10 protein-coding genes and 1 pseudogene are annotated in these 12,826 nt (G+C 68.5%); 10 read left to right on the top strand and 1 reads right to left on the bottom strand.

Going from position 1 to position 12,826, the window contains the following annotated elements:
* The 7 genes and pseudogenes from CVO76_RS07255 to CVO76_RS07225 form a co-directional block, all read left to right on the top strand.
* Positions 1-995: pseudogene (locus tag CVO76_RS07255) on the top strand (hypothetical protein); the annotation flags it as partial.
* Positions 996-1,054: 59 nt separating this feature from the next.
* Positions 1,055-2,011, top strand: coding sequence for a tetratricopeptide repeat protein (locus tag CVO76_RS07250; protein ID WP_208741499.1), 957 nt, complete (start codon positions 1,055-1,057; stop codon positions 2,009-2,011).
* Between the two features lie 62 nt (positions 2,012-2,073).
* Positions 2,074-3,186 carry an NADH:flavin oxidoreductase/NADH oxidase gene (locus CVO76_RS07245; RefSeq protein WP_133080829.1) on the top strand — a complete coding sequence of 371 codons (1,113 nt, stop codon included), beginning with the start codon at positions 2,074-2,076 and terminating at the stop codon, positions 3,184-3,186.
* A 64-nt stretch (positions 3,187-3,250) separates the two neighbouring features.
* Entirely contained in the window at positions 3,251-4,060 is an 810-nt protein-coding gene (locus CVO76_RS07240; RefSeq protein ID WP_244186258.1) for an ABC transporter ATP-binding protein, read from the top strand.
* Complete coding sequence (locus CVO76_RS07235) at positions 4,042-5,607, top strand: transporter (RefSeq protein WP_208741498.1); 1,566 nt, start codon at positions 4,042-4,044, stop codon at positions 5,605-5,607. Before CVO76_RS07240 ends, CVO76_RS07235 begins: the two co-directional genes overlap by 19 nt.
* A 178-nt stretch (positions 5,608-5,785) precedes the next feature.
* Positions 5,786-6,436 carry a DUF6318 family protein gene (locus CVO76_RS07230; RefSeq protein WP_208741497.1) on the top strand — a complete coding sequence of 217 codons (651 nt, stop codon included), beginning with the start codon at positions 5,786-5,788 and terminating at the stop codon, positions 6,434-6,436.
* A gap of 311 nt (positions 6,437-6,747) precedes the next feature.
* On the top strand, positions 6,748-7,413 hold the full coding sequence (locus CVO76_RS07225) for a PKD domain-containing protein (protein WP_208741496.1): 666 nt from the start codon (positions 6,748-6,750) through the stop codon (positions 7,411-7,413).
* A 67-nt stretch (positions 7,414-7,480) separates the two neighbouring features.
* On the opposite strand, the gene CVO76_RS07220 is transcribed toward CVO76_RS07225, so the two are convergent.
* Positions 7,481-8,857, bottom strand: a complete 1,377-nt coding sequence (locus tag CVO76_RS07220; protein ID WP_208741495.1) for an HNH endonuclease — start codon at positions 8,855-8,857, stop codon at positions 7,481-7,483.
* Positions 8,858-9,024: 167 nt separating this feature from the next.
* Here CVO76_RS07220 and CVO76_RS07215 point away from each other — a divergent pair, with 167 nt between their 5' ends.
* From CVO76_RS07215 to CVO76_RS07205, 3 genes are all read left to right on the top strand, one after another.
* On the top strand, positions 9,025-9,324 hold the full coding sequence (locus tag CVO76_RS07215; RefSeq protein ID WP_208741494.1) for a DUF3039 domain-containing protein: 300 nt from the start codon (positions 9,025-9,027) through the stop codon (positions 9,322-9,324).
* A 431-nt stretch (positions 9,325-9,755) separates the two neighbouring features.
* Positions 9,756-11,201 (top strand): MFS transporter, encoded by a 1,446-nt coding sequence (locus CVO76_RS07210; protein ID WP_208741493.1) that lies wholly within the window; start codon positions 9,756-9,758, stop codon positions 11,199-11,201.
* Positions 11,198-12,826 (top strand): DEAD/DEAH box helicase (locus CVO76_RS07205; protein WP_208741492.1); only part of this gene is annotated, 1,629 nt, incomplete at its 3' end. The genes CVO76_RS07210 and CVO76_RS07205, both read left to right, overlap by 4 nt.

The following is a 12,826-nucleotide window of genomic DNA, read 5'->3' as shown; positions in this document are numbered from 1 at the left end:
TCCTCCACGTCCACCGCCTCCGCGCCTCCGCGTCCACCGCCTCCACGTCCACCGCCTCCCCGACCGCGGCTGCCACCGGCGCGCCGTCGGCCGGCAGCGAGGCCAGCGGTCCGCCGGTCGTCGTCGAGAGCCAGCTCGAACGCATCCTCGATGCCGTCGCCTCGACCGTGTCCGACGCCGATGCCGCCGCCGACGCAACACTCCTCGCACCCCGGGTCGCCGGTGCTGCGCTGGACCTGCGCACCGGTTCCTACGCCGTCCGCGCCAAGGACCAGAACGCTGCCGTTCCCGCGCCCGTCGCCGCCGACCCGGTCCTGCTGGACATGATCCCGACCGGCGCCGAATGGCCCCGGACGATCGTCGCGCTGACGCAGGGCGACGACAACGCGGTGCCGCAGGCCCTGCTGCTCGTGCAGGACACGCCCCGCGACAACTACAGGCTGACTTCCGCGGTCCAGATGCTCCCGGGCAGCACCTTCCCGTCGCCGCCGGCGCCGGGCGCGGCCGGCCCGATCCCGCTCGACGCGTCCGGGCCACTCGCGGTCGCGCCGCAGGGTGCCGTCGCCTCGATCGCCGACTTCCTCACGACCCCTGCGGGTGCCAATGCCGGCACTTTCGAGGAGAACTCCTTCGCGGAGGCGATCACGGGGTTCCAGGCCGGCGTCGTGGCGGACCCGGGCAACACGGCCGCGAACATCACCTTCACGCACCAGTCCCAGGCGGACCGCACCCAGGCGCTGCTGACGGGCGACGGCGGGGCGATGGTGTTCGGCTACCTCACCCACACCTACTCCAGCGTGCCCAAGGCCGCCGGTGACACGATCGACCTCACAGGCACGGTGTACCAGTCCCTGACCGGCACCGACACCAGCGAGAAGGGGATCGACGTCAACTACGGCGAGGCCGTCATGATGTACGTACCACCCGCAGGCAGCGACGATAGGATCCGGGTCATCGGCGCCGCCCAGCAGTTGCTGTCCGCCACGCTCCGCTGAGCCGAACCGGCAGGATGCGACCCGGGTCCCACCACCAGCAGTCAGAGAAAGGCAGAGCATTGTCCACACCAGCACAGCGCGGCGGGATGCCGCCGTCGAGCATGAATCTGCGGGGAGCGGTGGACCTGTCCGCGCTCAAGGCACGCGCCGACGCCGCCGCACGCCCTGCAGCGGCGCGACAGGCGTCCGCGGCGCCCAGCCCGTACATCGTCGAGGTGACGGAGCAGACGTTCCCGCAGCTGGTGCAGCTCTCGTCCCAGGTGCCCGTGGTGGTGAACCTCCGGGCCACCTGGAGCGAGCAGTCCAACCAGGTGACGGCCGTCCTCGAAGCCGCGGCCGTGGAGTTCGACGGACGGATCCTCCTGGCCAATGTGGACCTCCAGGCGCAGCCGCAGATCGCCCAGGCGTTCCAGGCGCAGGGCGCTCCCACGGTCGTCGCCGTGGTCAAGGGACAGCCGGTACCCCTGTTCGAGGGGGTCCTGCCCGACCCCCAGATCCGTGCGTACCTCGACGAGCTCATGAAGGTCGCCGAGGCCAATGGCGTGACCGGAACGCTCAACGACGGTTCCCAGCCCGGTCCTGCCGACGCGGAGGAGCCGCCGCTGTCGCCGCTGCACCAGGCGGCCTTCGACGCCATCGAGGCGGGCGACTATCCGGCTGCCGCGGCGGCCTACCGCCGGGCGCTCGCCGAGCAGCCGGCCGACGCCGACGCCAAGGCCGGGCTCGCTCAGGTGGAACTGATGCAGCGCGTCCAGGACCTCGACGCCGCGGACGTGCGGCAGCGCGGGGCTGACGAGCCGGACGCGGTCGACGCCCAGCTCGCCGTCGCCGATCTGGACATCACGGGTGGCCATGTCGAGGACGCGTTCAACCGCATCATCGCCTTCATCGGACGCACCGCCGGCGAGGACAAGGAAGCGGCGCGCAAGCGCCTGCTCGAGCTGTTCGACGTCGTGGGCGTCACCGACCCGCGCGTGACCAAGGCCCGCGCGGCGTTGGCCCGCGCCCTGTTCTAGGCGTCGTCCGGGCCCTGTCCCGATCCACACGTTCCGACCCAGTTCCCGATCCCGAGGATGGCATGACCTCTCCAGCTGCAGCGGCCGGTACCTCCGGCCTCTTCGACCCCATCTCGCTCCGATCCCTCGACCTCGCGCACCGCGGCTGGGTCGCGGCCATGTGCCAGTACTCCTGCGATCCAGCCGTCGCGGCCGGCGTGCCGACCGACTGGCACCTCGTGCACCTCGGCCAGTTCGCGACGGGCGGTGCGGCGCTGATCATCACGGAAGCCGCGGCCGTCAGCCATGAGGGGATGATCAGCCCCCGCGACGCCGGCATCTACACGCGCGAGCAGGCCGAGGCGTGGCGCCGCATCAACGACTTCATCCACGAGCACAGCGCCGTCGGGACGAAGACCGCCGTGCAGCTCGCCCATGCGGGCCGCAAGGCGTCGACCTACTGGCCGTTCAGCGGCAGGAACGGCTCGGTGCCGGAATCGGAGGGCGGCTGGCAGACGCTCGCTCCCACCGACGAGGCGTTCGGCAGGTACGCGGCGCCGCGCGCCATGACCGAGGACGATATCGAGAAGGTCGTCCGCGACTTCGGAGCAGCCGCCGCACTCGCCGTCGACGCCGGCTTCGACGCCCTCGAGATCCACGCAGCCCACGGCTACCTGCTGCACCAGTTCCTCTCGCCCCTGGTGAATACCCGGACGGACGGCTGGGGTGGCTCGGAGGAGGCGCGTTTCCGGCTGACCCTCGACGTGATCCGCGAGGTCCGCCGCACCGTTCCGGAGACCATGCCACTCCTGCTGCGCATCTCGGCGTCCGACTGGACCGAGGGCGGACTCGACGGCGCCACCTCCGCACGGCTCGCGAAGCGGGCTGCCGAGGAGGGCGTGGACTTCGTCGACGTCTCGTCCGGTGGCGCGGTACCGTCGGCGTCCATCCCGGTCGGGCCGGGTTACCAGGTCGCCCTCGCGGAGGAGGTGCGCACCTCCGGCGTGCCCACCGGTGCCGTCGGGATGATCAGCGAGCCGGCCCAGGCGGACGAGATCATCCGGAACGCGCGTGCCGACGTCGTCCTGATCGCACGGGCGGCGCTGCGGGATCCGCACTGGTGGATGCGGGCGGCCCACGAGCTCGGCCAGGACCTGGTGCCGGCGCCCCAGTACGAACGCGCGGGATCGTTCTGACGGGCGTGCCTTCTCCTCCTTTGGGATGACGAGAGGCGCGAGGGCGCGTTGCTAGCGTGGAAGCATGAGTTCCCTTGTGCCACCACCGTCCGACGAGAACAATCCCGAGGCGAAGGCCGGCACGGCTGCGTTGAGCATCCGCGGACTGGCCAAGCGCTTCGGCGAGAAGATCGCGGTCAACGGTGTCGATCTCGAGGTGCCGCCGGGTTCGTTCTACGGGCTCGTGGGACCGAACGGTGCCGGCAAGACCACCACCCTGTCGATGGCGACGGGCCTGCTGCGTCCCGACTTCGGGCAGGCCCTCGTCCACGGTGTGGATGTGTGGGCCGAGCCCCTCGAGGCCAAGAAGTTGATGGGCATCCTGCCCGACGGCGTGCGGCTCTTCGACCGGTTGACCGGCGAGCAGCTCGTCACCTACGCCGGGTTGCTGCGCGGCATGGACCGCGAGACCGTCATGGAGCGGACAGGGGACCTGCTGCGCGCCCTCGACCTCACCGGTGACGCAGGAACGCTCGTAGTGGACTACTCGGCGGGCATGACGAAGAAGATCGCGCTGGCGTCGGCGCTCATCCATGCCCCGAAACTGCTGGTGCTCGACGAGCCCTTCGAGTCCGTCGATCCCGTCTCGGCGGCGAACATCCGTGACATCCTCGCGGGCTACGTGCACTCCGGTGGTTCGGTCATCGTCTCGAGCCACGTCATGGACCTCGTGCAGCGCATGTGCGACCACGTCGCCGTCATCGCTGCGGGCACCGTCCTCGCCGCAGGGACGGTGGACGAGGTCCGCGGAGAGGCGACGCTCGAGGAGCGCTTCGTCGAGCTGGTCGGGGGACGCAACACGTCGGAAGGGCTGTCGTGGTTGCGGACCTCCTGAAGCTGAAGCTCCTCCTGCTGCGCAATTCGTTCAAGCGGAGCACCGCGCAGCTGATCGGCGTGATCCTGGGTGGCCTGTACGGCCTGGGTCTGCTGTCCGTCATCGTGGTCGCGCTCGTGCTCCTGGGCACCGCGGACGTCTCCCTCATCCGCACGATCCTCGTGATCGGCGGATCGGCGGCGGTGCTCGGCTGGATCATCATCCCGATCGCAGCGACCGGCATCGACATGACGCTCGATCCGGCGAGGTTCGTGACGTTCGCGATCCCGATGCGGCAACTGCTGGCCGGCCTCGTCCTCGGCGGGCTGCTGGGTATCCCCGGAGTGGTGACGCTCATCGCCGCACTGGCGCAGGTGGCCACCTGGATCCGTTACCCCGCCGCCGCCCTCACCGCGCTGGTCTGTGGCCTTGTGGCCGTCCTGCTGTGCGTCGTCGCGTCGCGCCTCGTGACGACGGCCGTGTCCTCCATGACGGGGTCGCGCCGTTTCAAGGACGTGAACGGCATCGTGGCGTTCATCCCGCTGATCTTCCTCGGACCGATCATCGGGGGAGTGACGGCCGGTTTCCAGAATTCGCCCGGCTTCGCCGCGTCCCTTGCCGACGTCCTCGCCTGGACTCCACTGGGCGTCCTGTGGGCGGCCCCGGCCGATGTCGCCGCGGGGGAGCCCGGGCTCGCCGTCGTACGCTTCCTGATCGGTGCGGCGACCCTGGTGCTGTTCCTGGTGCTGTGGAGCCGCAGCCTCGGTCACGCCCTCGTCACTCCTCCCTACAACGCGGTCACCAAACGAGCGGGTGGCAACCTCGGCTGGCTCGGCCGGTTCCCGTCGACGCCCGCCGGTGCCATCGCTGCCCGGGCCCTGACCTACTGGCTGCGGGACCCGCGGTATTTCGCCTCGCTCATCGTCATCCCGTTCATCGCCGTGTTGCTCTACTTCTCCGGAGGGGCATCGGGCGGCGGGTTCGCCTTCCTCGGACCCATCACCGCGTTCCTGCTGGCCTGGTCCATCTCCGCCGACATCTCGTACGACAACACCGCCTTCAGCCTGCACCTCTCCACCGGGGTGAGCGGACGTGATGACCGTCTGGGCCGGGCGGCGGCCCTGCTGGTCTTCGCGCTGCCCATCACTCTGGTGTTCACGGTGGTGCCGCCGCTCATCACGGGGCGTGCCGAGGACCTGCCGGTCCTGTTCGGCCTGTCGATCGGACTGCTGCTCACGGGGACGGGACTGGCCAGCGTCGTGTCGGCCCGGTACACCTACAACGTGCCACTGCCCGGCGAGAGCGCCTTCAAGACGCCGCCGGGGACGAATTTCACGATGTTCGCCGTGCAGTTCATCGGCTGGTTCGTGATGCTGCTGCTCGCGTTGCCCGAGATCATCCTGGCCATCGTGTACTTCGTCACGGGAGACGCGCTGTTCGGCTGGCTGACCCTGGTCATCGGATCGGTGCTCGGCGTGATCCTGCTCGTCGTAGGGATCCGCTCCGGAGGTCGATGGTACGACCGCAGGGCTCCGGAACTGCTGCTGTCGGTGTCCGCCAACCGGTGAGTGCTAATCGGCCCGGCGGGGTCGAAGCACCTGAGCGGAGTCGGTACGGCTGGCGAGGGTTGCTCCGGACGTCGGAATTTTCACGGATTTGGTCTGTGCATAACCTGTAGCTGCCCGATGGCTCGGGGCTATGCTAGGGCGATTCCGGGTAGGTGACCGACTTCGATGGGGGCGTGCCGTGTTCTCTGTGGGTGCAAGGAGCCGGGAGCGGGGAACGCCGGCGCTGGCGGGAGCGGTCATCGCGGTGATGCTGCTGACGGGATGCCAGGGCGACGGCGATCCTTCAGCCAATCAGACGACTGCGAAGGCGTCATCGCCGGCAGCACCCACCACGGGTGCGCCAACCCCCACAGCTCCGGTGGCCCCAGCGTCGTCGGCCGGTCCTGCTGCCAATGTCCCGGTCCCCGTCAAGCCTGCTCTTGCGGACGAGAACTCGAAGGAGGGCCTGGAGGCCTTCACCAAGTACTGGTTCGAGTTGTTCTCCTATGGCTACGAAACAAATGACTGGGCACCATACGACGAAGTGACCGACCCGGGGTGTCAAACTTGTGCTCAAACTCGCCAAGTCGTTGGGGATTTCTACTCGGACGGCGGTTGGATGACTGGGGGCAATTTCCAGGTTATCGATTTCGAGACTGATTTCCGCCTTAATACATCCGGATCGGTTCAGTCCTTTGTTAACTACCAGCAGACCGACCTCACCTATCATGAAAAATCCGGGATCAAATCTCTCGGTAATTCCCCGGATGCGTCTGTGAACGTAACTTTCTCCATCTTTGAGAACGGCGCTTGGCTAATGCTTGATTTCGGGAGACCGGAGGGAACGTGATGCGACCAAACACTGGTATGCGGCTGTGGGTAGTTGTTCCTGTGCTGATATTGCAGCTCGTCTCTTCATCTTTTGCCTCAGCGCAAAGTGGCGTTCCGTCTGCGTTCGCCGAGGATAATGAGTTTGGAGCTTCTAATTCATCGCCATCGCAAACACCGGCAGGCTCCGCGTCCCTTGGTTCGCGGACAGATCCAATCGTGCCTGCAGTCGGGGCCGCGGCGCTGCCGACAAGTGACGGCATCGATTATGTATACGAGCGAGCCTGCACTGCCTCGGTCGGGAGCGATCTGGACCCCGCAACCTGTCCTACTATGAACGCCCAGTGCGATGCCCGCGACGGCGGCGTCCTCGTCAATTGGATCGAGGTGAACAACAACGTGCAGCCCGCGACCGAGACCCCTACTGGTCGCTCGTCGTGCATGTATCCGGGCGAGGTGCCCGAAGCGCCGATCGCGGGAGCCCCTGCCGCCGAGGAAGCGCCGATCGTGATCACCCTCGAGGAGTTCCAGAAGCGGCCGGTCCTGGCCGCCACGATCATCTCCCAACCCCTGAATTTCGGTCTACGGAACGCCCACTCGAACATCTACGCCGAAGCCCAGGAGCAGGAGTTCACCTTCGAGTTCCAGGACGCGACGATCGTGCTCAAGGCCCGGCCCGTGACGTATCAGTGGGACTACGGGGACGGAACGACAGCGACGACCACGACTCCCGGTGGGCCGGTGGAGGGCGACGCGTTCGACACCAGGACACCGACCAGCCACCAGTACGCGCAGACGGGCGACTTCGATCTCACACTGACCACCTACTTCGCCGGCGATTACTCGGTGGACGGAGGCCCGTTCCAGCCCGTTGCAGGCGAGGCTGCTGTGGTGTCCGCGCCACACCTCATGAGCATCTGGCGTACCAAGGGCCACAGCGTCAGTGAGAACTGCATCGAGAACCCAGCAGGTATCGGCTGCGAAGCGCCCACCCGCTGATTCGGCACGCGGAACGCGCTTCAGATGCACGACCCATGAGCAGGCACATCTCTCCGCGACATCCGCGCTAGAAGGGTGGTGGTTCGGGTTCGCTGGTATACGTGCGGCCTGTCGGTGACGTTGCGGTGAGGGTGCCGGCGTCGGACTGTCGGTAATGCCAGATGCCCTCGCTCTTGAGCATGTGGTGCTTGCGGCAGAGGTGGGCGAGATTGGTCTGCGTCGTGGTGCCCTGCTGGGACCAGGGTTGGGTGTGGTCGAGTTCGCATCGTGACGCCGCGACGTTGCAGCCCGGGTGCCGACAGGTTCGATCGCGGACACGCAACCACTTCTTGAGGTCCGCGGGCACGGCGTAGGTGGTCCGACCGACACTCAGGACTGCACCCGTCTCGGGGTGCGTGAGCAACCTGGTGAAGGAGGGGGCATGGGCGGCGAGGCGCCGGGCGATGTCCGCGGGGACGGGACCGTATCCTTCGAGGTCTGCAGGTGCGTCGTCGACCCCGAGGAGTGTCAGGACCGGCACGGTGACGTTGATGGAGGCACGGACCCTGTAACCGTCTGCGTGTAGCCGGCACCCGGTACCACCGTCATGACCAAGGCTGGAGCGAGCACCTGCGCCGGTTCCGGCACCTGTGGCCGAATCAGCCCCTGCTCCTGCTCCTGCTCCTGCTGGAATCGTTCCTTCCGCGGCCTCCGTGGTGGGACAGGTGCAGTCGGCGAGGAGGAGGTCGGTGAACACATCGGTGCGGAGCTGGGGCAGGGTGCGGTGTTCGCCGGGTGATTGCAGAGCCCGGGCGGTCGTGGTGAGGCGTGTGTCGATGGCTGCCGCGTCGGTGGCGGGAAGCTGGATGTGGAGCCAGGCCATGGCGTCGTCGGCGGGTTCGAGGTCCACGCGCCGGTGATCGACCGCGTTGCGCGCGCGGGTCTCGAGGGTAGTGGGATGGGCCTGCGTGCGGAGGCGGCGGGCCCGGTAGGACAACCGGGGCACCGTGGTGGCGGATGCCACGGGTAGCAGGGCGTCCTCGATCCGGGCGGCAGTGCCGGCGGGCAGTCCGGCGTACTCGTGGAGGAGCGTGGTGGCGTGTGCCCAGGTGATCGTGCCGGTGCGCAATGCCGTCAGTGTCCTCGGGTGATGCTGGGCGAGGAGTGCCGCGTGCTGGACGAGGCGGTGGGCGGACCGTTCGCTGATGCGCAGCAGGCATGCGATCTCGGTCGCGGTTGCCGTATCGGCGAGGTTGGTCCGCCGCCGTCGTGAATCCCCCCGCCCATTCTCCGGGGGTAGCTTCGGGGTAGGAAAATCCTGCAGGAAACGGTCTTCGAGGAGTTCACGCAATTCATTGGCGGCGTCGACCAGCTCTGCGTCGATCCGGGCTTTCTCGGCGCTCAGTGAGGTGATGCGGTCGTTGATCCGCCCCATGTCCCTCAATTGCTCCGCCGAATTTCTCATACCGCTATTGTCGCCTCCACCACTGACAATTCGGGGAGGGAATGAACCGGTCGACGGGCGGCCGCACGAAGAATCGGATATGACAGCAGAATTGTTTCCGCGGCCGTCGACGGCGCGTCATCCCTCGCGCCCCTGCCTGTCGCCCGGCCGAGCGATAGACTGGACGCATGACGATGCCTGCAGACCCCTTCGCAAACGATCCCCTCGACGCCGGCATGGGCGGCTCCACGGCGACCATCGAACGTGAGGAAGTACGCCAGGAAGTCGAGCCCGGTGACGCAGAGCGGTTCGCGCACTACGTCCGCAAGGAAAAGATCATGGAGTCGGCCTTCACCGGCGAGCCAGTGATCGCACTCTGCGGCAAGGTGTGGACCCCGGGCCGTGACCCTGAGAAGTTCCCCGTGTGCCCCGAGTGCAAGGAGATCTACAACGGCCTCCGCCCGGGGAACGACAAGCCCGAGGGCTGAACAGGTTCCACCCAGCGCTTCCGGGAGGAAGCGTCGGCCGGGGCGTGCCCGCAGCGAGGAGCGCCCACGGTCGTCACGGCCGGCCTGAGGACGGCGGGTCCCAGGACCGAAGCGACACCGGCCTGACCGAAGACGCACACGGAAACGCACCCGGAAACGCACCCGAGCCTGACCCGAAAGTCGAGTCCGAAATTCGAGCCCGGACACGCACCCGAGCCCGGATATGCACCCGAGCCTGACCCGGAACTCGAGCCCGGACACGCACCCGAGCCTGACCCGGAACTCGAGCCCGGACACGCAGCCGCGCCCGACCCGGAACTCGAGCCAGGACGCGCACCCGAGCCCGACCCGGAACTCGAGCCAGGACCCGAACAGAGTCCGACGACACACACGTACCCGGACACGAACCCGAACAAGCAGGACAAGGTGGCATGAAGAAGACCGCGAGCAAGGCCGCCGGAGCGATGTCGCCCGAGCTCCGCCCCCTCACCATCGGGATCCTCGCGATCATCACCTGCGCCGCGTTCGAGGCGATGGCGGTCATCACCGCCATGCCCGTGGTCGCCGATGAACTCTCGGGCGAATCGAGCTACGGGCTGGCCTTCTCGATGTACTTGACGGCGTCGCTGCTGGGCACCGTGGTGGCCGGGTCCTGGTGCGACCGCAAGGGACCGCGGCCGGCCCTCGCCGTCGGGATGTCCCTCATGATCCTTGGGCTGCTCGCAGCAGGAGCCGCCCCGGATTTCTGGCTCGTGACCGTGGGGCGGGCCGTGTCCGGCCTCGGTGGCGGATTCATGATCGTGGCGGTCTACGTCGTGATCGGCCGGTCCTTCCCGCAGCGGGCCCAACCTGTCGTGTTCGGCTGGCTGGCAGCCGCGTGGGTGCTGCCGGCACTCATCGGCCCGGTGGTCGCCGGCTTCGTGACGCAGCAGTTCGGGTGGCGGTGGGTGTTCCTCGGCGTCGCCCCGGTGGTGATCGCCGCCGTCGTGATCGTATGGCCCAAGACGAGGGAGCTCGGGGCCATGGCGGCGGCCGACGCCGCTCCGGCGAAGGCGCGGGTGGTCCGTGGTCTCGCGCTGGCCGGCGGGGTGTTCGCCGCGCAGTGGGCGGTCGTCCGGCTCGCCGACACCGATGATCCTGGAACCGGAACCCTGGTGGGACTCGTGGTCCTGGCAGCCGCTGGGGTGGTCGTCGCGCTCGCGGTCCTGCCCGCGCTCCTGCCCCGGGGCACCCTTGTCCTGGCCCGCGGGCTTCCCAGCATCATCGCGACGCGAGGCATCGTCAATGTGGCGTTCTTCGGGACCGAGGCCTTCATCCCCCTGATGCTCGTGAGTTCCCGCGGTATCGACCCGGGAACCGCCGGCCTGACCCTGAGCGCAGGTGCCCTCGGCTGGAGCGCCGGGTCCTTCGTGCAGGCCCGGGTCACGTTCGGCCGTCAGTGGCTGCTCGTCGCCGGTTCCTCCGTGCTGTCCCTCTCGCTCGGGGGATTCGCCCTCGCCACGGCCACGGAGGCCCCGCTCTGGGTCCTCGTCGTCGTCTGGGGGCTGTCCGGCTTCGCCATGGGGATGACCCTCTCGAGCACCTCGGTCCTGGTGCTGAAACTCTCGGCCGCCACCGAACAGGGACGTAACTCCGCGGCCCTGCAGATCTCCGACCAGCTCGGCGGTGTGGCAGGCACCGCCGGCGCGGGTGCGCTCTTCGCCCTCCTGCACGACCCGGCGGATCCAGGACACGTGCCCACCTTCGTTGCCATTTGGCTCGCTCTGTGGGTGTTCACGGCAGCAGGTATAGTTTCGGGTCTGAGAGGGGCCCGGTCATCGGATGACGGCCCCGGCCTCACCCCCAGCAAGTCAATGGAAGGTACTGTCCCGGCGTGAGTAGTGACACCCTGTTCGGTACCGGCGCAGCCCTGCCTCCCGCATATCCGGAGCGCGCAGCCTGGGGGACCGCCCCCAAGCTGCGCCAGTGGCAGAGCGAAGCGCTGGAGAAGTATTTCCGGGAGTCCCCGAGCGATTTCCTCGCCGTGGCGACCCCGGGCGCCGGCAAGACGACCTTCGCGCTCCGCGTGGCCACCGAGCTCGTCGACCGGGGCATCGTCAACCGCATCACGGTCGTCGCTCCGACCGACCACCTCAAGCGCCAGTGGGCCGACGCCGCGGCGCGGGTCGGTCTCGCGATCGACCCCAACTTCAAGAATGCCGACGGCCGCCACGGTGGCGCGTTCATCGGTGTCGCCGTGACCTACGCGCAGGTCGCCAGCAAGCCGATGCTGCACCGCGCCAAGACGGAGGCGGCCCGCACCCTCGTGATCCTCGACGAGATCCACCACGGCGGTGACGCGCTGTCCTGGGGCGACGGTATCCGGGAGGCCTTCGAGCCCGCGGCCCGACGCCTCGCGCTCACCGGGACGCCGTTCCGGTCCGACACCGCCGCGATCCCCTTCGTCGAATACGCCGAGGACCGCGACGGGATCCGCCGATCGCGCGCCGACTACACCTACGGCTACGGCCAGGCGCTCCGGGACCACGTGGTCCGGCCCGTCATGTTCATGGCCTACTCGGGCCAGATGCGCTGGCGGACGAGCGGCGGCGAGGAGATGGCGGCGTCGCTCGGCGAGGCCGCGGTCACCAAGGACATCACGGCCCAGGCCTGGCGCACGGCGCTGAACCCGGCGGGCGAATGGATCCCCGCCGTCCTCGCGGCCGCCGACAAGCGGCTCACCGAGGTGCGGCGCACCGTGCACGACGCCGGGGGCCTCGTCATCGCGACGGACCACGACGACGCGCGGGCCTACGCCGGCCAGCTGAAGAAGATCACGGGCGAGTCCCCGACGGTCATCCTGTCCGACGACGCCAAGGCCTCCTCCAAGATCGAGGAGTTCTCCGAGGGGGACAAACGCTGGATGGTCGCGGTCCGCATGGTGTCCGAGGGCGTCGACGTCCCGCGACTGGCGGTCGGCGTCTATGCCACCTCGACGGCGACGCCGCTGTTCTTCGCCCAGGCCGTCGGCCGGTACGTCCGTGCACGCCGGCGAGGCGAGACGGCGTCGATCTTCCTGCCCTCGGTGCCGAACCTCATGGCGCTGGCGAATCAGCTCGAACTCGAACGCGACCACGCCCTCGACCGCCCCGAGAAGGACGACGAAGGCTTCGGCCTCGAGGACGGGCTGATGGAGGCCGCGAACCGCGAGGACAAGGCGTCGGATGCCCTGACCAAGCAGAAGTTCGAGGCCCTCGAGTCGCAGGCGTCCTTCGACCGCGTCCTGTTCGACGGCGGCGAGTTCGGCACGGGCGGCGAGATGGGCAGCGAGGAGGAGCTCGACTTCCTCGGGATCCCTGGCCTGCTCGACGCCGACCAGGTGGGCCAGCTGCTGCGCCAGCGCCAGCAGGAGCAGCAGTCCCGCCGGAAGGGCAGGCCGACGGCAGCTCCTGCAGCCGAGCCGATCATCGTCGACCACCGGCAGCTCACGGAACTGCGGGGGCAGCTCGCCAAGAACGTCTCC

Source organism: Arthrobacter agilis (genome assembly GCF_002953615.1).
Lineage (GTDB): Bacteria > Actinomycetota > Actinomycetes > Actinomycetales > Micrococcaceae > Arthrobacter_D > Arthrobacter_D agilis_B.
This window is presented reverse-complemented; position numbering and strand designations above follow the sequence as displayed.